The organism is Streptococcus pseudopneumoniae (assembly GCF_001074975.1).
Classification (GTDB): Bacteria; Bacillota; Bacilli; order Lactobacillales; family Streptococcaceae; genus Streptococcus; species Streptococcus pseudopneumoniae_D.
Genome location: NZ_JUUO01000121.1, coordinates 1 through 22,959 on the forward strand (window position 1 = coordinate 1; position 22,959 = coordinate 22,959).

Below are 22,959 nucleotides of genomic sequence, written 5' to 3' on the forward strand. Positions count from 1 at the left end.
ACAGTGTTTTGAGCAACCTGCGGCTAGCTTTCTAGTTTGCTCTTTGATTTTCATTGAGTATTACATATCCTTTATCATACCATATTTCAGAGAAAGTCGCTAATAGCTATTTCAATTGATTAGGGTATAGTTTTATCTTATAGCAAATTTCCTACTAAAAACTCTGGTTATTACCTAGTAGGTGCATTTTTTCTTGAAAAAAGGTATGATAGTTACATCATGAAAAAGTAGGTTTTATTATGAAAATTATCCTTGTCGGAGGGGGAAAAGTTGGTTTTGCCCTCTGTCGCTCCTTGGTTGCAGAAAAGCATGATGTTTTGCTGATTGAGCAAGACGAATCCGTCCTCAATCATATTGTCAATCGCTTTGATATCATGGGTATCCTTGGTAACGGGGCTGATTTTACCATCCTTGAGCAAGCCAGTGTCCAAGATTGTGATATCTTTATCGCCCTGACTGAGTACGATGAAGTGAATATGATCGCAGCAGTTCTAGCTAAGAAAATGGGAGCTAAAGAAACCATCGTTCGGGTGCGGAATCCTGAATACTCTAACTCTTATTTCAAAGAAAAGAATATTCTCGGTTTTTCTCTTATCGTTAATCCTGAACTTTTGGCTGCTCGTGCTATCGCCAATATCATTGACTTCCCAAACGCCCTATCTGTCGAACGCTTTGCTGGTGGACGCGTTAGTCTCATGGAATTTGTCGTCAAATCCACTAGCGGTCTTTGCCAAATGCCCATTTCTGATTTTCGGAAAAAATTTGGCAACATCATTGTCTGTGCTATAGAGAGGGATCATCAAATTATCATCCCAAGTGGTGACATGACCATACAGGATAAAGATAGAATCTTTGTCACTGGTAACCGTGTTGATATGATGCTCTTCCATAATTATTTCAAATCTCGTGCTGTAAAAAGCCTTCTCATTGTTGGAGCAGGTAGAATTGCTTATTATCTTCTAGGTATTCTCAAAGACAGTCGTATCGATACCAAAGTCATCGAGATTAACCCTGAAAGGGCACGTTTCTTTAGTGAGAAATTCCCTAATCTCTATATTGTCCAAGGAGATGGTACCGCAAAAGATATCTTACTAGAAGAAAGTGCTCAAAACTATGATGCAGTAGCAACACTAACAGGAGTTGACGAAGAGAATATTATTACCTCTATGTTTCTAGATAGTGTCGGGGTACAAAAAAATATTAGTAAGGTTAACAGAACTAGTCTCCTTGAAATTATCCATGCGCCTGATTTCTCAAGCATTATCACTCCTAAAATCATCGCTGTAGATACGATTATGCACTTTATTCGTGGTCGAGTTAATGCCCAGTATTCAGACCTTCAAGCCATGCACCATCTAGCAAATGGGCAAATCGAAACCCTGCAATTCCATATCAAAGAAGCCAATAAAATGACTGCCAAACCTCTTTCTCAATTGAAACTGAAAAAAGGGGTTCTTATTGCAGCTATCATTCGAAAAGGAAAGACTATTTTCCCTACTGGGGAGAATACGCTTGAAGTCGGAGATAAGCTCCTAGTAATAACCTTATTACCAAACATCACCAAGATTTATGATTTGATTGCGAGGTAAGAAATGAATAAAAGTATGATTCGTTACCTCCTTTCAAAGTTACTTTTGATTGAATCTGTTCTTCTCTTGGTTCCTGTTGCGATTGCTGTCTATTACCGTGAGTCGAGCCCAGTCTTTACAGCTCTCTTTTCTACCATAGGGATTCTCGTATTCCTAGGCGGTTTAGGAATTTTACAAAAACCAAAAAATCAACGGATTTACGCCAAGGAGGGAATCTTGATTGTTGCCCTCTGTTGGATCCTTTGGTCTTTCTTTGGTGGTCTCCCCTTTGTCTTTGCTGGCCAAATTCCCAGCCTTATCGATGCCTTTTTTGAAATCAGTTCTGGCTTTACAACTACTGGAGCAACTATTCTGAACGACGTTTCTGTTCTCAGTCGTTCCCTCCTCTTCTGGCGAAGTTTTACCCACTTGATTGGAGGGATGGGAGTGCTTGTTTTTGCACTTGCTATTATGGATAATGCCAAGAATAGCCACCTAGAGGTCATGAAGGCTGAGGTCCCAGGTCCTGTTTTTGGCAAGGTTGTATCCAAACTAAAAAACACTGCCCAGATTCTCTATCTCCTTTATCTAGCTCTCTTTTCCCTCTTTGTCATCATCTATTATCTAGCTGGTATGCCCCTATTTGATAGTTTTGTTATAGCTATGGGTACTGCGGGTACAGGAGGATTTACCGTCTATAACGACGGAATTGCCCACTATGGTAGCTCTCTAATTACCTATCTAGTTAGTATCGGAGTTCTAGTTTTTGGAGTAAACTTCAACCTCTACTACTATCTCATGCTCCGTCGCGTCAAGGCCTTCTTTGGAGATGAAGAACTTAGGGCTTACTTAGTCATCGTTCTAATTTCTACAGGCTTGATTAGCCTTAATACACTCTATCTCTACCCGGGATTTTCAAAGAGTTTTGAAATGGCCTTCTTCCAGGTTTCCAACATCATTACAACAACTGGTTTTGGATATGGGGACATTACCAACTGGCCCCTCTTCTCCCAGTTTATCCTCCTCTTCCTCATGGGAATCGGTGGTTCTGCTGGTTCAACCGCAGGTGGACTCAAGGTTATTCGAGGCCTCATCCTTTCAAAAATTGCTAAAAATCAAATTTTATCAATCTTATCTCCCCACCGTGTTTTGACCCTCCATGTTAATAAAACAGTGATTGATAAGGATACCCAGCATAAGATTCTCAAGTACTTTGTCATCTATGCTATGATTTTGCTAGCACTTATCTTTATTGTCAGCCTAGATAGCAATGATTTTCTAGTTGTGACCAGCGCTGTCTTCAGCTGTTTCAATAATATCGGGCCTATTCTAGGAACAACTTCTAGCTTCTCAATCTTTAGTCCTATCTCAAAAATTCTCCTCTCCTTTGCAATGATTGCAGGACGTTTGGAGATTTATCCAATCCTACTTCTCTTTATGAAGAGGACTTGGTCTAAGAGATAAAATACAACCACACCTTGTTTCCTTACAAAGTGTGGTGTTTTTATTTCAGACCACCTTCCAGAATTCAACGAACTCTTTTTATACTCAATGAAAATCAAAGAGCAAACTTGGAAGTAAGCCACAGGCTGTACTTGAGTACGGCAAGGTGAACCTGACGTGATTTGAAGAGATTTTCGAAGAGTATTAAACAAAGTGAGACACTTCAAGGACTGACTAAAGGTTTGCACTCAATAAAAAAACAAAGAGCAAACTAGGAAGCAAGTCGCAGAGTTCTCAAAACTCCTGCTTTAAGTCAGCAGATAAAACTAGTGTGGTTTGAAGAGATTTTGTCAGAGTATAAGAGTCCAAAAAACAACCCTCAGTCGTTTGACCGAGGGTTCCTTTTCATTATTTAAGAACTTGATTAGCTCAATGCGTCATCCATTGAAAGAACTTCGTGGAAGACACGTTGTGTCAATTCAGTTTTTTGTTCTGGAGTGAGGTATTTAGTGTTTACACAGTATCCAGAGATACGTACGATAACGTCTTCACCTGACATGATCTTTTCGTAAACATCGTTCAAGTCCATAACGTTCAAGTTAACGTGTTGTCCACCGTTTTCAAAGTAACCATCAAGGATTGTTACCAAGTTATCAACTTGTTCGTCACGAGTCTTACCAAGAGCGCGAGGTGATACTTGTGTAGTCAATGAGATACCATCAGCTGCATAACTAAAGTCAAGGCTAGAAAGTGAGTTCAAGTTTTGCAACCAACCACCTTTAGCTTTGTTAGATGGGTTAGCACCTGGTGAGAAGAATTCAAGTTTAGACAAGTTCACAGAACCATCTTCGTTGAGGTATACACCTTTGTGGACTGGTGAGTTACCAGTTTGTTTAGAGTAAGCAACGTTAGATGTGATAGTCAAAAGTGATACTGTAGCTTCAGCGTCTTTGTAAAGTTTGTGGCTACGTAGACGAGTTGTGTAAGCTTCGATCAACCATTCTGCCAATTCGTTTGAACGTGGGTCATCTTCACCCCAACGTGGGTATTCACCGATTGTTTCGTAATCGTAGATGTAGCCATTTTCGTCACGGATTGGTTTAACTGTAGCGTATTTGATAGCTGACAATGTATCAACAGTGTTAGCAAATCCACAGATACCGAATCCCATGTTTGCACGTTGTTTAGTTGGCAAGAAGGCCATTTGAACAGCTTCGTAGTTGTACTTATCAGTCATGTAGTGGATGATATTCAAAGCATCTACATAAGTGTCAGTCAACCAGTCAAGAGATTTTTCAAAGTTAGCTTTAACTGATTCGAATTCAAGAACTTCGTCACGGATTGGTTCGATGTCAAATACTTTGTAGTCTTTGTGAACATCGTCGTAACCACCGTTCAAACCAGTAAGAAGGGCTTTCAATACGTTTACACGCGCACCGAAGTACTGGATGTTGTGGCGTTGTTCTTCATTTTCTGGGTCAAGTGGAGACACACAGCATGAGATACAGCTCATTTCACCATATCCGTCTTTAGCCATTGTTGTCACACCTTCGTATTGGATAGAAGAGTGTTTGTGACTCATGTGCATACAGTAGCGACGGAAGTTGTATGGCAATTTGTCAGTCCAAAGAACTGTCAAGTTTGGTTCTGGTGAGTTACCGATGTTATCAAGAGTGTTCAAGAAACGGTAGTCCATCTTAGTAACACGGTGACGACCGTCGTTACCCATACCAGCCATAGAAGTTGTGATGAAAGTTGGGTCACCTGAGTACAATTGGTCGTAAGCTTTTGTACGAGCAAATTTAACTGTACGAAGTTTCATAACGAAATCATCAACGAATTCTTGGATTTCTGATTCAGTAAATGTACCACGAGCAAGGTCACGTTCTGCAAAGATGTCCAATACGATTGGCACACGACCTAGAGATGTAGCAGCACCGTTGATAACACGGCAGACAGACATGAAAGCGATATTAACCCATTGGATAGCTTCTTTAACGTTCATCGCTGGTTTGCGAACATCAACTCCGTAAAGGTCACCCAAGCGAACAACTTGTTGCAATGCTTGGTATTGAAGGTTGATTTCTTCACGAAGACGGATTGTTTCTTCATCGATTTCTTCGATTGCATTCCAGTCGTTTACTTTTTCTTGCATCAAGTAGTCTGCACCGTAAAGAGCAAGACGTGCGTAAACACCGATGATACGTCCGCGTGAGTATGCATCTGGAAGACCAGTTACAGTGTGAGCGTGACGAGCGCGACGGATGTTTGAAGTGTAAGCACGGAAGATACCGTCGTTAACTGTTGTTACGTATTTAGTAAAGATTTCGTGAACAGCTGGATCTGGTTCGTATCCATTTTCTTTCAAAGTAGTTTCAGCCATACGGATACCACCTTTTGGCATGAAATTCAATTTGAAGAGTTCATCGTTTTGGATACCGAAGATAACTTCATTTTCTTTATCGATAAATCCTGCTGGAATGTCAGCAATAGATGTTGGACGAGTGTCCATTGGGAAACGAGTTTCTTCGTAGTGTGCCTTAGTTTCTTCTACAATTTTTTTGATGTGAAGTGAACGTTCTGTTGGTCCTGCAAGGAAGCTTTCGTCTCCATCGTAAGGTGTGTAGTTAGCTTGTACAAAGCGTGATACACTTGCTTTTTCTTTCCAATCTACGCCTTTGAAGCCTTCCCAAGCTTTGTCAAAAATATCTTGTGCTTCAACAACTGTCTTAACAACCATGTTAATGTCCTCTTTTTTCTTTCTAGTAACAGCCATCTGTTACATTCATGAGATAAGTATACCATACAGTAATCGTTTTCAACAAGTGGTAAATCCCTATTTTTACACTTTCTTTTCTAAAACAGTCTGCGTTTTATCCCAAACTGTAGTATATTTTTGAAAAAATAAAGTCCTTTTTTCTTTTTTTCAGAAAAAAGGGTATAATAAAAGAAAATAAGCGGTAAAAAGGGGGCTAGGCATGTTGATTTTTCCTTTGTTAAATGATTTGTCAAGAAAAATCATCCATATTGACATGGATGCCTTTTTTGCTGCGGTGGAAATCAGAGATAATCCTAAACTCAGAGGAAAACCTGTCATTATCGGAAGCGACCCTCGGCAAACAGGTGGACGTGGTGTCGTTTCTACTTGTAGCTATGAGGCGCGAGCTTTTGGTGTCCATTCTGCTATGAGTTCTAAAGAAGCCTATGAACGTTGTCCCCAGGCCGTCTTTATCTCAGGAAATTATGAAAAATATAAAGCTGTGGGACTCCAAATTCGAACTATTTTTAAGCGCTATACAGATTTAATAGAACCTATGAGCATTGACGAAGCCTATTTGGATGTAACAGAAAATAAACTCGGTATCAGGTCAGCGGTCAAAATTGCTCGCCTCATTCAAGAGGATATCTGGCAAGAACTCCATCTGACTGCTTCTGCCGGTGTTTCTTATAACAAATTCTTAGCTAAAATGGCCAGTGATTATCAAAAACCACATGGTCTGACAGTGATTCTACCTGACCAAGCTGAGGATTTTCTCAAACAAATGGATATTGCTAAATTTCATGGAGTGGGGAAAAAGACGGTAGAACGTCTGCATCAAATGGGTATTTTTACTGGCGCTGACCTGCTTGAAGTCCCTGAAGTAACCCTAATAGACCGCTTTGGCAGACTGGGCTATGACCTGTATCGAAAGGCTCGAGGTATCCACAATTCCCCCGTCAAATCCAATCGCATCCGTAAATCAATCGGGAAGGAGAAAACCTATGGGAAGATTCTCCGTGCTGAGGAAGACATCAAAAAAGAGCTGACTCTCCTATCAGAAAGGGTCGCTCTCAATCTCAATCAGAAAGAAAAAGCTGGAAAAATTGTCATTTTGAAAATCCGCTACGAGGACTTTTCAACTCTTACTAAACGAAAAAGTCTTGCTCAAAAAACACAGGATGCTAGCCAGATAAGCCAAATAGCCCTACAACTCTATGAAGAATTAAGCGAGAAAGAAAGAGGTGTCCGCCTGCTAGGGATTACCGTGACTGGATTTTAAAACCTTGAAGAGTTGCCCCTTCAAGGTTTTTCTTATACAAATAAACGGACAAAACTGTAAAGTAGCAAAACACTACCGAGTACGATGCGGTATTTACCAAAAAGGGTAAAGTCATGTTTTTTCACATAGCTGGTCAAGAAGCGAATAGCGACCATGCTGACTGCAAAAGCGACTCCCATTGCAACCAAGAGCAAGAACAATTGCCCAAAGTTCAAGAGTTGTCCTGCTTTTATAAATTTGAAAATCTTTAATGCACTGGCTCCAAACATAACAGGAATCCCTAAATAGAAGGTAAATTCTGTTACAACAGAACGACTAGTTCCATTCAACAAACCACCGACAATCGTTGCTCCAGAACGACTGGTTCCTGGTAAAAGGGCAAGAACTTGGAAGAGGCCGATATAGAAGGCTGTCGTATAAGGAAGCTTGTCCAACTCTGTTACACTTGGCTCGATAGCACGCGCTTTATTGCGCTTTTCCAAATAGATAAAGGCAATCCCGTAGATAATCAACATGAGAGCAACAGAAACCATATTATGGAAGTGGGTATCAAACCAATCATCAAATTTAAAGACGGCAAGCAAAGGTAAAGTGGCAACCAAGACCTTCAACCACAGTCTCCAAGTCTTACGAACTTCCTGCTTATCCTTAGTCGATTTAAAAGGATTGAGCTTGTTAAAGTAAATGACCATAACCGCCAAAATCGCACCCAGCTGAATCACGACATTAAACATGGACATAAAGGCTTCATTCTGATTTTGGTATTGGATAAACTCCTCTGCTAAAATCAAGTGACCTGTACTGGAAATCGGCAACCATTCCGTAATTCCTTCAACAATACCGAAGAAGATAGATTTTAAAATTTCAATAAGATACATAGATTACTCCTTTTTCTATCTTCCATTATAGCATATTTTTTCAGCCAGTGATAGCTCTCTTTAAAAGGCGCCGATACTGCCGCCACCTCCGCCTCCAGAGAAGCCACCACCAGAACTTCCACTTCCAGAAGATACAGAGTAGGTACTTGCTGTATTTGCGACATTGGCATAATGACTCATTTGCGCGCTTGAATGATAAAACATACTGTGCCAGCCATAAGCTACATAGAGATTGATATCTGGATTTTCTACCTGGATGTGATGAACCTTCATCAAATGACTAACCTTGTCCGCATAGCCAAATAAGGTCGCATAGACCAAGAGGCGATTCCAGACCACAATACTTTCCAATTCAGCCTGATCCAATCGTGCAATCTCACGCAACATATTTTCAAAACTGGTCCAGAGATAGTAGACTTCTGCCCCTGCTTCATTTAGGACACCATCACGATTATCTAGTCGAAGCTTCCAATAATAGAAAACAGCCAAAACCAAACCTAGAAAACCAAGTATTGGCAAGAGGAGGTAAAGATAGCCATAAACATCCAAATTGTACAAGAACAAACCAAATCCGATAAATAGAGGCAGGATAGTCAAGGCACCCATACCCACTTGCAAAGCCTTTTCCCCACCAGTTAAAGGACGATAATAATCCGGAAGTCCCCAGAAGGAAACTCGACTTCTCACTCCTTCTTGTATCTGACTCAATACTTCTTCAAAAGAAGATTTGAGCTGACGCCCCTTTGCTTGAATCCGTTTTTCATCAGAAACTTTTGCTCTACGATAAAGACTATCAGATACCTTGTAATCCGCAAACAAATTGGAAAGAGTTTCTTCTTTTTTGCCTGAAAAAGCCAGATTTAGACAGTCCTTCTCAAAGCTTGACAAACCATCTTCTTTTACTAGCCTCAAACCAACTGCATCTCCTTCTGAAATAATAGAAACATTCCCACGGTCTATCACATCTAGCAAGGTAGCTTGAATAAGTTGGTCAAAGGTAAATTTACCTGCTCCTTTGGTTAGAGGACTCACTTCCTCCAAGGAGGTCGAGTAGACAGTCTCTGATAAAACCATAGGCTCTAATTCCATTGGTGGTTCATAGAGACGATGATTTTTGGCATATTTGACTGAAGGAGTGGTCTTTCTTCTATAGATAAAATAGAAGCAGACGCTCAATAACAAGGAGATAGAAAGTATCGAAGGAAAGACCCAAGTAACGAGTTGTTTACTTTGCTCTTTTTCTTTAACAATCGAGTCTTCTATCTTATTAAACTCTTCTAAACGATTCCCTTTCAATCCCTGATCCGTAGCATTAGCAAAATCGGTCCGAGGCCAATAGGCATGCAACTCAACTCCACGCTTAGGCGGAAGATTGTCTAAACGGATAGTATAATCAAGGTTACTCTTTTCAACCGTTCCCTCTCTAAAAAGTTTCCCTGTATGGAAAAAGAGTTTTTCAGCCCCCTTGTCTCCCCTTACATGAAATTCAAACTTCCCAATAGCCCCTGAACTATCTGTCAGAGGTTGCCAATTTAATTCAGCGATGTCATCATATAGGAAAAGCAAATTCTTTAAGTTCCAGACAAGGTCAACTTCAACTGTGTCGCCATCTTGACCTGGATTATAAACTTTAACAGTATAACCATCTGCTCCTTCTATCACTTCGCTCGTAACATCTGTCAGTGCAGCACCGTTTTTCGCGGCCTGAACCTTTGGTTGAGGATCTATCTCAAATCCGCTAGGCATCTTGCCAGCACGTCCAAGTCCCACGATTTGGCCCTTAAAGTCCTCCTCAAACTGATAAACTATCTTTTGTCTAAATTCTGCTGTATTGTCTGCATGAATATACAAATCCCCTTGATAAGAGTTTATCTTGAAATCAATGGCAAAAACAGAGAATGGCAGAAGGCAAAATAAGCCTAACACTAGTAAGAAAAAAGTTTTTTTCATCAAACAAGCCCCCTTTTTATCTTTGCTATCATTATATCATTTTTTCTCAAGTAAGGGCTTACCTATATTGAAAAATAGAGTTTTTTTCGATAAAATAGGAGACAGTTATTTTTTAATAGATTAGAAATAGGAGAAATCATGAGAAAAATATACTTATCTATTTTCACAAGTCTCTTGCTGATGCTGGGACTTGTCAATGTTGCCCAAGCCGATGAATATTTACGCATCGGGATGGAAGCAGCATATGCTCCCTTTAACTGGACCCAGGATGATGATAGCAACGGAGCTGTCAAAATCGATGGGACTAACCAGTATGCTAACGGATACGATGTTCAAATCGCCAAGAAAATCGCTAAGGACTTAGGTAAAGAACCTTTGGTTGTTAAAACCAAGTGGGAAGGTCTAGTCCCTGCCCTTACTTCTGGTAAGATTGACATGATTATCGCAGGTATGAGTCCAACTGCCGAACGCAAACAAGAAATTGCCTTTTCAAGCAGTTACTACACTAGCGAACCAGTTCTACTAGTCAAAAAAGATTCTACTTATGCCAATGCCAAGTCTTTAGATGACTTTAATGGTGCAAAAATCACTTCTCAACAAGGTGTCTATCTTTATGACTTGATTGCACAAATCACAGGTGCTAAAAAAGAAACTGCCATGGGAGACTTCGCTCAAATGCGCCAAGCACTTGAGGCTGGTGTCATTGATGCCTATGTTTCTGAACGCCCTGAAGCTCTGACTGCCGAAGCTGCTAACTCTAAATTCAAGATGGTTCAAGTAGAACCAGGTTTCAAAACTGGAGAAGAAGACACGGCTATCGCCATTGGACTTCGTAAAGATGACAATCGTATTAGCCAAATCAATGCCAGCATCGAAACCATTTCTAAAGATGACCAAGTTACCTTAATGGATCGTATGATCAAGGAACAACCTGCCGAAGCTACAACAACTGAAGAGACTAGCAGTAGTTTCTTTAGCCAAGTCGCTAAAATTCTCTCTGAAAACTGGCAACAACTCTTGCGTGGTGCTGGTATCACTCTTTTAATCTCTATTGTCGGAACCATCATAGGTCTCATTATCGGTCTTGCCATTGGTGTCTTCCGTACTGCCCCTCTCTCTGAAAACAAAGCCATTTATGGCCTACAAAAACTAGTCGGATGGATCCTCAATGTCTACATTGAAATTTTCCGTGGTACGCCAATGATCGTTCAATCGATGGTTATCTACTATGGAACTGCCCAAGCTTTCGGTATCAATCTTGACCGTACACTGGCTGCTATCTTCATCGTTTCGATTAACACTGGTGCCTACATGACTGAAATCGTACGTGGCGGTATCCTAGCGGTTGACAAGGGACAATTTGAAGCCGCGACTGCTCTTGGTATGACTCATAACCAAACCATGCGTAAGATTGTCCTACCTCAGGTTGTCCGTAATATCCTACCAGCAACTGGTAACGAATTTGTCATCAATATCAAAGATACATCTGTATTGAACGTTATCTCTGTTGTCGAACTTTATTTCTCAGGAAATACCGTGGCAACCCAAACTTATCAATACTTCCAGACATTTACAATCATCGCCGTGATTTACTTTGTCCTCACCTTCACCGTAACACGTATCCTACGCTTCATCGAACGCCGCATGGACATGGATACCTATACTACAGGTGCTAACCAAATGCAAACGGAGGATTTGAAATAATGACACAAGCAATCCTTGAAATTAAACACCTCAAAAAATCCTATGGACAAAACGAAGTGCTAAAAGACATTTCTCTGACTGTCCACAAGGGAGAGGTAATCTCTATCATCGGAAGCTCTGGAAGCGGGAAATCAACCTTCCTACGCTCCATTAACCTACTTGAAACACCAACTGATGGACAAATCCTTTATCATGGACAAAACGTCCTCGAAAAAGGCTATGACCTCACGCAATACCGTGAAAAGTTAGGAATGGTTTTCCAATCCTTTAACCTCTTTGAAAATCTCAACGTGCTTGAAAATACAATCGTCGCTCAAACAACTGTCCTAAAACGTGAACGTACAGAAGCTGAAAAGATTGCCAAAGAAAACTTGGAAAAGGTCGGCATGGGTGAACGCTATTGGCAAGCCAAACCAAAACAACTCTCAGGTGGTCAAAAACAACGTGTGGCCATCGCTCGCGCCCTCTCCATGAATCCAGACGCCATTCTATTTGATGAACCAACATCAGCTCTCGATCCAGAAATGGTTGGAGAGGTCCTCAAAATCATGCAAGAACTAGCCCAAGAAGGCTTGACTATGATTGTCGTGACCCACGAAATGGAATTCGCCCGTGATGTCTCTCACCGTGTTATCTTTATGGATAAGGGAGTCATTGCTGAAGAAGGCAAACCAGAAGACCTCTTCACCAATCCTAAAGAAGACCGTACAAAAGAGTTCCTTCAACGTTATCTCATACTCAATGAAAATCAAAGAGCAAACTAGGAAACTAGCCGCAGGCTGCTCAAAACAGTGTTTTGAGGTTGTGGATAGAGCTGACGAAGTCAGCAACATATACCTACGGCAAGGCGACGTTGACGTGGTTTGAAGAGATTTTCAAAGAGTATCAAATAAAAAGAAAAGGCTGCATCAATCGTGCAGTCTTTTTGCTGTCCAAAATGAAAAGGCAGATCCTCTATCTCTACTACTTGAGTGTCAAGAATCCGCCATTATCCAAAGATTAATCTTCAAATTTTTCATGATTTTTTTCATAGAAATCAATTAAACCTAGAGCTGTTTCAAATGAAATATTTTTTACTTTTGCACGACCCTGCGCTAGAGCAATGATAGACATTTCACGCGCATTCGTTTCTTTAGAGATACGGTAGCCTGTGATCTTCTTATCACGAACCCAGCCAACAACTGATTCTACTTTTTCAAAGTTTGACTTAGCCATGTCCTTCTCCTATTTTCTTCTTTACGTTATTTAATTGTATACGTTTTTATGCTTTTTGTCAATAAAAAAACATATATTCAATAAAATTAATGGTTTATTTTTCTGTTACTATCTTATTAAAGCCGATAATATATAGGTTTTTACTTACTATAAACCATTAGTAAATACCTTTAAAATAATTGCATTATTAAACCTATAATATGTAAGAATATCCATATAAACTACATACCAGCTACTCAATAGGATAGACAGGAGTCATATTCAAGTAATTCTATACATTCCTTTAAAATTATTAAAGCTATCAAAGATAATATTTTCCTCTGATTACCTCTTAACTATCTCTTTCCTTTCTCTTTATCTAAGATCCCTTCCTGTCATTATTTAAATATTATTTTCTTTTTCAACTGGTACAATGAACTTATTTCATCAGATTTTACATATTCTTTTCAAACACCACTTCATAGTCAGCATCTAGAATATGACTTCCTAATGTCACAAACTTTTCTACTATTCTCATTTTACAAGTATCAGACCAATTTTATCAATTAATACTCTTCGAAAATCTCTTCAAACCACGTCAACGTCTCCTTACCGTAGGTATATGTTACTGACTTCGTCAGTCTTATTTACAACCTCAAAGCAGTGCTTTGAGCAACCTGAGGCTAGTTTCCTAGTTTGCTCTTTGATTTTCATTGAGTCTAAAATCACTAAATCTGTCTCATAAATACTGATTATTTTTTCTAATCCCTATTATATTTAGTTAAATCTCAGATTTCCTATATATAAAATAGTAGATTTCAAAAAACTCCTTCTATATAACAAGTAATTTTACTCCCTTACTATAAACTGAATCAAAAAATAATAGGTGCTATAGTGAGTTGTAGTAGAAATAGCACGATAGATTTCCTAAGTCCATAGGAATCGCCCCCTTTCTTCACCCTCATTATAACACCTATACATCAGTTGTGCAAATAATATGATATTTTTTTATTAGTCCTCAGACAAGCATATTATAGAGCGTTTCATTACCATTTAAGTTAATATAAGCTGGATCAAAACCTTCCATTCGACGAATCAATCCTGCATAATCATGCTTATCTGCCAAAGCAATCCCAATTAATACTGGACCTGTTCCCTTACTAGCTCGTTTGATATACTCAAAACGTGTGATATCATCGTTTGGTCCCAAAATATCATTTACAAATTCACGCAAAGCTCCTGGACGCTGTGGAAAGTTGACCACAAAGTAATGCTTAATCCCATCATAAATCAAGGCACGCTCTTCCATTTCTGGCATACGGTTGATATCATTATTTCCTCCAGAAATGATACAACAAATGGTTTTCCCCTTGATATATTCAGCTAAAACTTCTAAAGAAGCAATACTAGCCGCTCCAGCAGGTTCTGCGACAATCCCTTGCTTAGAGTAAAGATCAATCAAGGTTTCAGAAATCAATCCCTCATCGACACCTACCAAAGTTTGAACATGTTGGCGAGTTGCTTCATAGGTCAATTGACCTACCTTTTGTACAGCAATCCCATCCGCAAATTTGTCAATTTCTTTAAGTTTGACTGGACCACCAGCTTCAAAGGCAGCCTTCATGGAACGCGCTCCATTAGCCTCTACCCCAATGACTTCAATTTCTGGACTTGTTTCCTTGATATAGGTAGAAACCCCGGCAATGAGACCGCCACCACCAACAGGAACCAAGACAGCATCAAAATCAATCGATTCTTTTCGAGCTTCTTCTAAAATCTCATAAGCAACTGTCCCTTGACCAGCTTGAACATGGGCATCATCAAAGGGATCAATAAAGGTACGATTTTCAGAGACTGTAAATTCTTGAGCTGCCTTAGCAGAAGCATCAAAGGTATCTCCAACTAGTTTAATGGTTACGAAGTCTCCACCAAAAAAGCGAACTTGACCAATCTTTTGTTGCGGAGTAGTAATAGGCATAAAGATAGTAGCAGGAATGTTCATCTCATTACAAGTATAGGCTACTCCCTGCGCATGATTTCCCGCAGAGGCACAGACTACCCCACGTTCACGCTCTTCCTTGCTGAGTTGGGAAATGGCATAATAAGCACCACGAATTTTAAAAGAACGAACACGTTGGGCATTTTCCTTTTTCAAATAAATCTTAGCATCGTACTTCTCCGATAAATAATGGTCATAATCAAGCGGTGTATTAACGACCACACCATTCAAGACCTTATGAGCCTTGATTATATCTTTTGAACTTAACATCATTTTCTCCTAGACTATTTCATACTTATCGCAATCCATCCTCTTAAAAGTGAGATGAATTGATTATAAAAGCGAGTTAGTCCCCCAACTCGCCTTCACCTTAATTTCTATCAATTAGTTATAGATTTTGAATGCATCGTCGTCGTTTTTACCAACGAATGGCATTGCTTTACGCAATTCTGCACCAACTTTTTCAATTTCAAGGTTAGCTGCTTGTTCACGGTAAGCAGTCAATTTTGGACGTCCAGCTTTATAGTCATTTACAAAGTCATTTGCAAATTTACCATTTTGGATGTCTGCCAAGACAGCCTTCATGTTTTCTTTAACTTGTTCAGTGATTACACGTGGACCTGATACATAGTCACCGTATTCAGCAGTGTTTGAAATAGATTGACGCATTTTCTTGAATCCACCTTCGTAGATCAAGTCAACGATCAATTTCATTTCGTGAAGAACTTCAAAGTAAGCCAATTCTGGAGCGTAACCTGCTTCTGTCAAGACTTCGAAACCTGCTTCGATAAGGGCAGTCAAACCACCACAAAGTACAGCTTGTTCACCAAACAAATCTTCTTCAGTTTCTTCTTTATAAGTTGTTTCAAGAAGACCTACACGAGCTGCCCCAACACCTTTACACCAGTCCATGGCAATGTTTTTCGCATTTCCTGTCGCATCTTGGTAAACTGCATAAAGAGCTGGAACACCAAATCCTTCTTCATAAGTACGACGTACCAAGTGTCCTGGTCCTTTAGGAGCACACATGAAGACATCTACATCCGCAGGAACTTTGATAAACTCAAAGTGGATGTTGAAACCATGGGCAAATCCAACTGCATTTCCAGCTTCCAAGTTTGGAGCGATTTCTGCTTCGTACAATTCTTGTTGGATTTCGTCTGGTGCCAAAATCATGATAACATCAGCCAATTTAGTTGCTTCTGCTACTGTGTAAGTGTCAAATCCGTCTTCTTTTGCTTTGTCAAAAGATTTACCTGGACGTACACCGATGATGACATCGCGACCTGAATCACGCAAGTTTTGCGCATGCGCATGTCCTTGTGAACCATAACCGATAACGGCGATTTTTTTACCGTCAAGTGCTGCTACTTTAACATCTTTTTCGTATTCCATTTGAACTGCCATAGTTTTTTCTCTCTTTTCTACTATTTATTGCCTTTTAGGCTGGTTTAACAAATTTAAAATATTTTTATACTCAATGAAAATCAAAGAGCAAATTAGGAAGCTAGCCGCAGGCTGTACTTGAGTACGGCAAGGCAAAGCTGACGTGATTTGAATTTGATTTTCGAAGAGTATTAATCGCGGGTAAATCCAGTTGCACCCGTTCGAGCAATATTGCGAATACCGTATGGTCGAATGACTCGCAACAGGGCTTCGCTCTTTTCTGCATTTCCTGTCATCTGAATGGTAATCGAGCTTGGCGCTACGTCTACTACCGTTGCACGGAAAGGTTGAATAATGGCTAGAATCTCAGCTCGCTTCTCAGCTGGCGCTGACATCTTAACCAAAATCACCTCGCGCTCCAAATGAGGCTTGTCTGTAATATCACGAATGCGAATCACATCAATCTGACGATTGAGTTGCTTAATGATTTGCTCCACCTCATCATGTGAAGCAACATCAATAATAATAGTGATACGCGATACATTCGGATCTTCTGTTGCTCCAACAGAGATACTTTCGATATTAACCTGACGACGAGACAGGACACCAGTAAAGCGATTGAGGACTCCTGAACGATTTTGTAGTTTTGCTGTTAACATTCTACGCATGGAACTTCACCCCCAACATCTCATGATTACTCTTACCAGCTGGTACCATTGGTAACACCTGTTCCTTACGAGAAATATCTACCTCGATTAGCATAGGAACATCCTCAGTGATGACTTCAAGGTCTTGAGCCAAGGTCTCAGGATTGTCAAACTTATAGTTTTTAATGCCATAAGCTTGTGCCATCAATTGGAAATCAGGAAGAGTGTCAAAGACTGATTCTGATGTTCTACCTTCATAGAAGGATTCCTGCCACTGGCGAACCATTCCAAGTGAGTGATTGTTCAGCATAACCACCTTGATTGGCACCTTGTAAATGTTCAAAATAGCCAATTCCTGGTTAGTCATTTGGAAACCACCATCCCCAACAAACAAGACTACTTCCTTATCTGGGTTAGCAATTTTAGCACCGATTGCTGCTGGAATTCCGAATCCCATCGTTCCCAAACCACCTGAAGTCACTAACTGACGTTCATTTTGGTAGGGATAATACTGAGCTGTCCACATTTGATGTTGTCCTACGTCGGTGACAACAATGGCATCTCCATTCGTCAATTCACCAATTCGTTCAATAACAGCTTGCGGTTGGACCACACGCTCTTTCTTATCATAAGAACGAACACGGTTCTTGTCTTTAGTGACTTTTTCAATCCATTTCTCAGTATTGTTATGAACTGTCGGTTCTGCCAGCAACATTTGCAAGGCTTTCTTAGCATCTCCAACTACTGGAATATCTGTACTGATAATCTTGCCAATCTCGGCTGGGTCAATATCAATGTGGGCAACCTTAGCATTCTTAGCGAAAGTCTTAGGATTCCCCGTCAGGCGGTCATCAAAACGGCAACCAATACTAATCATAAAGTCAGCTTCTGTCATAGCAATATTAGCTGCAAATGACCCGTGCATTCCTCCCATCCCAAGGAAGAGTGGATGACTCGTTGCAATCGTTCCTTGCCCCAAAAGGCTGGTTACAACTGGAATTTGATAGCGCTCTACAAATTCATTTAATTCTGCCGCAGCCTCAGCATAGCTAATCCCACCACCAGCTAGCAAGACTGGTTTTTTAGCCTTGGACAATTGCTTCAAGATTTTCTTAATTTGCATATCATTTGGCTCAAGAGTCGGTTGATAGCTTGGTAGATTCACTTCTGGTGAATAGATGAAGTCTGTTTCCAAAGCTGAAACGTCTTTAGGTAGGTCAATGACGACTGGCCCTGGTCGACCTGTAGTTGCGATATGGACAGCTTCCGTAATAATACGAGGAATATCAGCTGTCTCTCGAACTTGGTAATTGTACTTAGTGATTGGCATGGTAATTCCCACGATGTCTGCCTCCTGAAAGGCATCCTTACCAATTCCTGCTCGCGCCACCTGACCTGTAAAGACCAAAAGGGGAACACTGTCGCTCATTGCATCCGCAATCCCTGTAATGGCATTTGTTGCTCCCGGTCCGCTAGTGACGACGGCAACACCCAACTTTCCAGTTGATTTGGCATAACCTTCAGCTTCATGCAAACAACCTTGCTCATGGCGTCCTAGAATGTGACGAATGCCTTTAAAATTATATATCGCATCATAAAAAGGCAAGACCGCACCACCAGGATAGCCAAAGATGGTATCAATTCCTAAATCACGAAGTGTTTCCAAAACTAGGTCCGACCCCGTTTTAGGAGATTCTAAACTGATTTTCTCCATTGTTCCCCTTTCTCTTCTCTTAAAAATAACTTGTTACTATCATACCATTTTTTCAAAATTTTTCAAGACAAAAGAAGAAATTTTCTGAATTTTCTATTTTAACGTTTATTTATGAATATTATTTTTGTTTTTATTAAAAAGATACCGATTTCATTTGCTAAAAAAGAAAAAAGAACTGATTTCTCAGTCCTTTATTAATCTTATTCTACACTAAATAGGTATGGGTAAACAGGTTGTTGGCCTTGGTGAATCTCAACTTCAACGTCTTCGAATTCTTCTGCGATTTCTTGAGCAATTTCATTGGCAAGTTCTTCGCTTCCGTCTTCACCGACATAGAAGGTTACGATTTCACTATCTTCATCCAACATATGTTTCAATGTTTCAGTCAAGGTTTGGTGCATATCAGGGTTTGACACGAGGATTTTCCCATCCACCATACCTAGATTATCGTTTTCATGGATTTCTAAGCCATCAATGGTTGTATCACGAACGGCTGTTGTGACGCTTCCGCTAACGACATCACTAAGAGCAGCAGTCATACGCTCTTGGTTTTCTTCAATGGACTTGCTTGGATCAAAGGCAAGAAGACTTGTCAAACCTTGAGGAAGAGTACGAGCCTCTACCACTACTGCTGGTTGCTCCAAAACTTCTGCTGCAGATTGAGCTGCCATGAAGATGTTCTTGTTGTTTGGTAGGAAGATGATGTTACGAGCGTTGACCTGTTCAACAGCCTTGATAAAGTCTTCTGTTGAAGGGTTCATAGTTTGACCGCCTTCGATAACATAATCTACACCTTGAGAACGGAAGATATCTGCTAGACCTTTACCAGCCACCACAGCAATCAAAGCATACTCTTTTTCTTCAGCTGGTTTGCTAACTTGAGCAGCTTCTTTCTCAACCTGTGCTTCGTGTTGGTTACGCATATTGTCAACTTTCACCTTGACTAAGCTACCATATTTGAGACCTTCTTGCATAACAAGTCCTGGATCTTCTGTATGGACATGGACTTTGACAATTTCATCATCATTAACAACGAGGAGAGAGTCTCCAAGTTCATTCAAGTAGTTACGGAATTCGTCGTAGTCAAAGTCTTTGGCATAGGTTGGACCTTGCTTAAGAGCTACCATAATTTCAGTACAGTAACCAAAGGTGATATCCTCAGTCGCTACGTGACCAGCTACAGACTTGTGATGTTCTGCATTGATCATTTCACTCATGTTAGCAGGAGTCGCTACAAAGTCCTCAGATGCAATATATTCGCCAGTAAGAGCTGAAAGGAAACCTTCGTAGATGAAAACCAATCCTTGACCACCTGAGTCCACAACACCAACTTCTTTCAATACTGGAAGCATGTCTGGCGTTTTAGCTAGAGCTGTTTTAGCACCTTCCAAGGCTGCGCGCATCACTTCAACAGCGTCATCTGTTTGCTCAGCTTTTTTCTTAGCACCGATAGCAGCCCCACGAGAAACTGTCAAAATCGTTCCTTCAACTGGTTTCATCACTGCCTTATAGGCGACTTCCACACCTGACTGGAAGGCAAGGGCCAAGTCTTGACCTGTTAACTCGTCTTTATCCTTGATAGCTTGTGAAAATCCACGGAAAAGCTGAGAGGTAATAACACCTGAGTTACCACGCGCACCCATCAAAAGACCTTTGGCAAGAATGATCGCTACCTCACCAACTGTAGAAGCTGGCTTGTCTGCAACTTCTTTCGCACCATTTTCAATGGTCATTCCCATGTTTGTTCCAGTATCTCCATCCGGAACTGGAAAGACGTTTAATGAATTGACATATTCAGCTTGCTTATTCAAGCGAGTTGATGCAGCTTGCACCATTTCTTGAAATAAGCTAGTAGTAATTTTTGACACGGTTATTCTCCTACAACTTTGATATTTTGAATGTAGACATTTACAGTCTGAGCAGTCATTCCAAGCTGGTTTTCCAAGCTAAAACGAACACGCTCTTGAATGTTTTTTGACACTTCGCTAATCTTTGTTCCGTAGCTCAACACGGTATATACATCAACTGCAATACTGCCATCTTCGGCCGCTTTTACGACGACACCTTTGGAATAATTTTCCTTACCTAGAAGAGCTTGGAAATTATCTTTGAGGGCATTTTTACTAGCCATACCGACCACACCAAAAATCTCAGTTGTTGCTCCACCTACGACGGTTGCAATCACTTCATCCGTTAGTTCGATTTGACCATCTTTTGTATTAATTTTTACAGTCATCCTTTTTACCTCAACTAGTTGATACTCTATTTTATCATATTTCAGCCCAAGTGTAAAAGCAGAATACTGTATCAGCGGATATTTACTCTATTTTTCAAATGATGTCATACCCACAATAAAAGAAAAAAGACCCTAAGGTCTCCTTTACTTTTATATATTAAACGCGTTCAACTTTACCTGATTTCAAAGCACGAGCTGAAGCCCAAACTTTTTTAGGTTTACCATCGATAAGAACAGTAACTTTTTGAAGGTTTGGTTTTACGGCACGTTTTGTTTGGTTCATCGCGTGTGAACGGTTGTTCCCTGATACAGTCTTACGACCTGTAAAGTAACATACTTTAGCCATTGTGTTTTCCTCCTATTAGATCTAATATAGCGGATGTGCTAGCACCACATACCGTACTATGTTATCACACTTTCTTCATTTTTGCAAGGGAATTGGAAGATTTTTTTATTTAACGTAGACAATTCCCAACTTCCCAAAGGCCACATCTCCACGAATAATCAGAGTTTTGCTGGTTGGAGCTAGAGGTGCATCTGCCTTGGCTGCTCCACAGAAAGTTTCCACCTTCAGATCCACTCTCCAGTGTTGAGGCACGTAGATAACTGCATTCCCAAAACCGACTTCGATATTCAGAGTGGCAAAATCACCTAACATCTCTGCATTGTCATAATAAATCTTGGCATTCCCAAAACCAACTTCTACTTGATCCTCTACCAATTCTTGGTCTTGCTTGTAAAATGTACCTGTCCCAAAAGCGACTTCCTTATCTAAAAGAATGGTCTTTTCACCATCGAACCACCATTTTTTCCCATTCCATGTTCTGTTAGAGTGAGTCAAAGAACTAACTCCAAGTACAATTAGAATACTAGCCCAGAACAGTGACTGATTTGGAATCGGTAAAATGTCATAAAAATGATTGGCAATCATGAGGGCTACTAGGGCTGTAAAAGAGGCTGAAGTAAAATGATGACGAAGCAAAGCTCCAACTGATTGATAGGCAAAAAAGCCAATACCAATCAAGGGCCAAATTTTCCCTTCAAGTGAAGGGATTCCAAAATTCCCCTGCAACAATACTAAAGCTGCCAATACTAGCAACACAATACCAAATACTTTCTTTTTCATGTTCTTACCTCATGTTTCTTAGATTTTCTTTTAGGAGGGATTGGTAGTGCCGTGACACATGAACCTCCTTGTGGGTCTGATAAAAGGAAATAGTGCCTGTCCCTGAGAAGGACTTATCCACCGAGTAGACCTGCCGAAGATTGGCAATGGTCGACTTGGATACCCGACTGAAATAGCGGGGCAGGATGGACTCTAACTCATAAAGCTTGAGTCGAACTTCGTAGGCTTCTTTCTGGGTATGGGCGTAAATCTTGTTCCCTTCCGTCTCAAAAAAGAGAATTTCTGACAAGTCTAAGTAGTATTCGCCCGTCCCCTTATAAAAAATTAGCCTAGGAGACTTGGTTTCTTGCAAAAGTCGTTGCAAATCAGCTATTTCATCTGTCAGGGCTGCAGCCTTGATGACAATCTCTGTCTCAGTTAATTCACTATCAATCTCGATTCGTAACTTCATCCTATCTCCTTTCTGCATCTACTATACCAAAGCCCAGAAGACTTTACAAGGGCAAAAAAGCAAGTGGTCATTTTTGCCCCGTAAGTGGTTACGAGGCCAAGCCCACTTGCTTTGCTTTTTACAAAATAAAGAAAAGAATTCCCCAGAGGAGGCCACAGGCGTAGCCAACTAGAACATCCTTGGAATAATGAACACCCCCTAAAACTCGCACAAGACCGAGAAGAGCTGAAAAAACCAACAAAACCAACCCCAAAGGCAAATTTGCATGTAAACAAGCCATGGAGATAATGGTTGCTGAAAAGACATGACGACTGGGCATTGAATGACCAGAACTGTCCTTGTCTAGTAGCGGGACAATTTCCCAAGTCTCATAAGGCCGAGGTTGATTGATCCACTTACGAACGAGCGTCAATAGGACAAACCCCAAAGCTGGCACCAAAATATAAGCATAAAGATTTTGCCCCAAGCCCTTGCTTATAAAGCTTGTTCCCAACAAGGTCATGTAAACTAGGGTCATCAGGACTGTCATCAGGCGATTAAAAATTCGCATCAATTGCAAAAGTTGTGGATGTCGAAGGAGACTTGATTTCCTCTTATCGTACCACTCTTGATAATCTTTCATT

At 40.4% G+C, this 22,959-nt stretch carries 20 protein-coding genes; 6 read left to right on the forward strand and 14 right to left on the reverse strand.

All coding sequences use genetic code 11. The features are described from left to right. Positions 1-239 precede the first annotated feature (239 nt). Both trkA and ADI86_RS07750 read left to right on the forward strand, forming a co-directional pair. Entirely contained in the window at positions 240-1,589 is a 1,350-nt protein-coding gene (trkA, locus tag ADI86_RS07745) for a Trk system potassium transporter TrkA (RefSeq protein WP_049532475.1), read from the forward strand. Between the two features lie 3 nt (positions 1,590-1,592). Next, on the forward strand, positions 1,593-3,032 hold the full coding sequence (locus tag ADI86_RS07750; RefSeq protein ID WP_049532476.1) for a TrkH family potassium uptake protein: 1,440 nt from the start codon (positions 1,593-1,595) through the stop codon (positions 3,030-3,032). Positions 3,033-3,435: 403 nt separating this feature from the next. Here ADI86_RS07750 and pflB read toward each other — a convergent pair whose 3' ends face one another. Beyond that, positions 3,436-5,751, reverse strand: coding sequence for a formate C-acetyltransferase (pflB, locus tag ADI86_RS07755; protein WP_049532477.1), 2,316 nt, complete (start codon positions 5,749-5,751; stop codon positions 3,436-3,438). A gap of 238 nt (positions 5,752-5,989) precedes the next feature. On the opposite strand from pflB, the gene dinB reads away from it, so the two are divergent. Then, positions 5,990-7,051 (forward strand): DNA polymerase IV, encoded by a 1,062-nt coding sequence (gene dinB / locus ADI86_RS07760; RefSeq protein ID WP_049532478.1) that lies wholly within the window; start codon positions 5,990-5,992, stop codon positions 7,049-7,051. 32 nt (positions 7,052-7,083) lie between these two features. Here the strand turns inward: dinB and ADI86_RS07765 are convergent, their stop codons facing one another. Both ADI86_RS07765 and ADI86_RS07770 read right to left on the reverse strand, forming a co-directional pair. Next, positions 7,084-7,929 (reverse strand): undecaprenyl-diphosphate phosphatase, encoded by an 846-nt coding sequence (locus ADI86_RS07765; protein ID WP_049532479.1) that lies wholly within the window; start codon positions 7,927-7,929, stop codon positions 7,084-7,086. Between the two features lie 60 nt (positions 7,930-7,989). Next, the gene (locus tag ADI86_RS07770; RefSeq protein WP_049532480.1) at positions 7,990-9,879 is read right to left on the reverse strand and encodes a DUF2207 family protein; all 1,890 of its coding nucleotides are present in this window, start codon (positions 9,877-9,879) and stop codon (positions 7,990-7,992) included. A 138-nt stretch (positions 9,880-10,017) separates the two neighbouring features. Here ADI86_RS07770 and ADI86_RS07775 point away from each other — a divergent pair, with 138 nt between their 5' ends. The 3 genes from ADI86_RS07775 to ADI86_RS12470 are packed head-to-tail and all read left to right on the forward strand — an operon-like array spanning position 10,018 to position 12,450. Further along, entirely contained in the window at positions 10,018-11,583 is a 1,566-nt protein-coding gene (locus ADI86_RS07775) for an ABC transporter substrate-binding protein/permease (protein ID WP_049532481.1), read from the forward strand. Next, positions 11,583-12,347 (forward strand): amino acid ABC transporter ATP-binding protein, encoded by a 765-nt coding sequence (locus ADI86_RS07780; RefSeq protein ID WP_000189479.1) that lies wholly within the window; start codon positions 11,583-11,585, stop codon positions 12,345-12,347. The genes ADI86_RS07775 and ADI86_RS07780 overlap by 1 nt, the downstream gene beginning before the upstream one ends. Then, positions 12,325-12,450 (forward strand): hypothetical protein, encoded by a 126-nt coding sequence (locus tag ADI86_RS12470; RefSeq protein ID WP_275043694.1) that lies wholly within the window; start codon positions 12,325-12,327, stop codon positions 12,448-12,450. Before ADI86_RS07780 ends, ADI86_RS12470 begins: the two co-directional genes overlap by 23 nt. A gap of 132 nt (positions 12,451-12,582) precedes the next feature. On the opposite strand, the gene ADI86_RS07785 is transcribed toward ADI86_RS12470, so the two are convergent. The 11 genes from ADI86_RS07785 to ADI86_RS07835 all read right to left on the reverse strand — a co-directional run bounded on the left by ADI86_RS07785 (position 12,583) and on the right by ADI86_RS07835 (position 22,958). Next, positions 12,583-12,798, reverse strand: coding sequence for a hypothetical protein (locus tag ADI86_RS07785; RefSeq protein WP_001130036.1), 216 nt, complete (start codon positions 12,796-12,798; stop codon positions 12,583-12,585). A gap of 997 nt (positions 12,799-13,795) precedes the next feature. After that, entirely contained in the window at positions 13,796-15,046 is a 1,251-nt protein-coding gene (gene ilvA, locus ADI86_RS07790; protein WP_049532482.1) for a threonine ammonia-lyase IlvA, read from the reverse strand. Positions 15,047-15,160: 114 nt separating this feature from the next. Beyond that, on the reverse strand, positions 15,161-16,183 hold the full coding sequence (gene ilvC, locus ADI86_RS07795) for a ketol-acid reductoisomerase (RefSeq protein WP_000290683.1): 1,023 nt from the start codon (positions 16,181-16,183) through the stop codon (positions 15,161-15,163). Positions 16,184-16,353: 170 nt separating this feature from the next. After that, on the reverse strand, positions 16,354-16,830 hold the full coding sequence (gene ilvN / locus ADI86_RS07800; protein WP_001253803.1) for an acetolactate synthase small subunit: 477 nt from the start codon (positions 16,828-16,830) through the stop codon (positions 16,354-16,356). Then, a complete protein-coding gene (locus tag ADI86_RS07805) occupies positions 16,823-18,523 on the reverse strand; it encodes an acetolactate synthase large subunit (protein ID WP_049532483.1) in 1,701 nt (566 codons plus the stop codon). The genes ilvN and ADI86_RS07805 overlap by 8 nt, the downstream gene beginning before the upstream one ends. A 200-nt stretch (positions 18,524-18,723) precedes the next feature. Then, complete coding sequence (locus ADI86_RS07810) at positions 18,724-20,391, reverse strand: DAK2 domain-containing protein (RefSeq protein ID WP_049532484.1); 1,668 nt, start codon at positions 20,389-20,391, stop codon at positions 18,724-18,726. 2 nt (positions 20,392-20,393) lie between these two features. Continuing rightward, entirely contained in the window at positions 20,394-20,759 is a 366-nt protein-coding gene (locus ADI86_RS07815) for an Asp23/Gls24 family envelope stress response protein (RefSeq protein WP_049532485.1), read from the reverse strand. A 157-nt stretch (positions 20,760-20,916) separates the two neighbouring features. After that, positions 20,917-21,105, reverse strand: a complete 189-nt coding sequence (gene rpmB / locus ADI86_RS07820; RefSeq protein ID WP_001140948.1) for a 50S ribosomal protein L28 — start codon at positions 21,103-21,105, stop codon at positions 20,917-20,919. 105 nt (positions 21,106-21,210) lie between these two features. Next, a complete protein-coding gene (locus ADI86_RS07825; protein ID WP_049532486.1) occupies positions 21,211-21,885 on the reverse strand; it encodes a LiaF transmembrane domain-containing protein in 675 nt (224 codons plus the stop codon). A 4-nt stretch (positions 21,886-21,889) separates the two neighbouring features. After that, positions 21,890-22,336 carry a LytTR family DNA-binding domain-containing protein gene (locus ADI86_RS07830; protein ID WP_049532487.1) on the reverse strand — a complete coding sequence of 149 codons (447 nt, stop codon included), beginning with the start codon at positions 22,334-22,336 and terminating at the stop codon, positions 21,890-21,892. A gap of 118 nt (positions 22,337-22,454) precedes the next feature. Then, positions 22,455-22,958 (reverse strand): phosphatase PAP2 family protein, encoded by a 504-nt coding sequence (locus ADI86_RS07835; RefSeq protein WP_049532488.1) that lies wholly within the window; start codon positions 22,956-22,958, stop codon positions 22,455-22,457. Between the last annotated feature and the right edge of the window lies 1 nt (position 22,959).

Coding starts and splice junctions, on each gene's coding strand:
- ADI86_RS07815 (WP_049532485.1), bottom strand. CDS start 20,759: ATGACTGTAAAAATTAATACAAAAGATGGTCAAATCGAACTAACGGAT.
- ADI86_RS07770 (WP_049532480.1), bottom strand. CDS start 9,879: ATGAAAAAAACTTTTTTCTTACTAGTGTTAGGCTTATTTTGCCTTCTG.
- rpmB (WP_001140948.1), bottom strand. CDS start 21,105: ATGGCTAAAGTATGTTACTTTACAGGTCGTAAGACTGTATCAGGGAAC.
- ilvA (WP_049532482.1), bottom strand. CDS start 15,046: ATGTTAAGTTCAAAAGATATAATCAAGGCTCATAAGGTCTTGAATGGT.
- ADI86_RS07775 (WP_049532481.1), top strand. CDS start 10,018: ATGAGAAAAATATACTTATCTATTTTCACAAGTCTCTTGCTGATGCTG.
- ADI86_RS07825 (WP_049532486.1), bottom strand. CDS start 21,885: ATGAAAAAGAAAGTATTTGGTATTGTGTTGCTAGTATTGGCAGCTTTA.
- ADI86_RS07785 (WP_001130036.1), bottom strand. CDS start 12,798: ATGGCTAAGTCAAACTTTGAAAAAGTAGAATCAGTTGTTGGCTGGGTT.
- ADI86_RS07805 (WP_049532483.1), bottom strand. CDS start 18,523: ATGGAGAAAATCAGTTTAGAATCTCCTAAAACGGGGTCGGACCTAGTT.
- ADI86_RS12470 (WP_275043694.1), top strand. CDS start 12,325: ATGAAAATCAAAGAGCAAACTAGGAAACTAGCCGCAGGCTGCTCAAAA.
- ilvC (WP_000290683.1), bottom strand. CDS start 16,183: ATGGCAGTTCAAATGGAATACGAAAAAGATGTTAAAGTAGCAGCACTT.
- ADI86_RS07835 (WP_049532488.1), bottom strand. CDS start 22,958: ATGAAAGATTATCAAGAGTGGTACGATAAGAGGAAATCAAGTCTCCTT.
- trkA (WP_049532475.1), top strand. CDS start 240: ATGAAAATTATCCTTGTCGGAGGGGGAAAAGTTGGTTTTGCCCTCTGT.
- ilvN (WP_001253803.1), bottom strand. CDS start 16,830: ATGCGTAGAATGTTAACAGCAAAACTACAAAATCGTTCAGGAGTCCTC.
- ADI86_RS07830 (WP_049532487.1), bottom strand. CDS start 22,336: ATGAAGTTACGAATCGAGATTGATAGTGAATTAACTGAGACAGAGATT.
- ADI86_RS07750 (WP_049532476.1), top strand. CDS start 1,593: ATGAATAAAAGTATGATTCGTTACCTCCTTTCAAAGTTACTTTTGATT.
- dinB (WP_049532478.1), top strand. CDS start 5,990: ATGTTGATTTTTCCTTTGTTAAATGATTTGTCAAGAAAAATCATCCAT.
- ADI86_RS07780 (WP_000189479.1), top strand. CDS start 11,583: ATGACACAAGCAATCCTTGAAATTAAACACCTCAAAAAATCCTATGGA.
- ADI86_RS07765 (WP_049532479.1), bottom strand. CDS start 7,929: ATGTATCTTATTGAAATTTTAAAATCTATCTTCTTCGGTATTGTTGAA.
- pflB (WP_049532477.1), bottom strand. CDS start 5,751: ATGGTTGTTAAGACAGTTGTTGAAGCACAAGATATTTTTGACAAAGCT.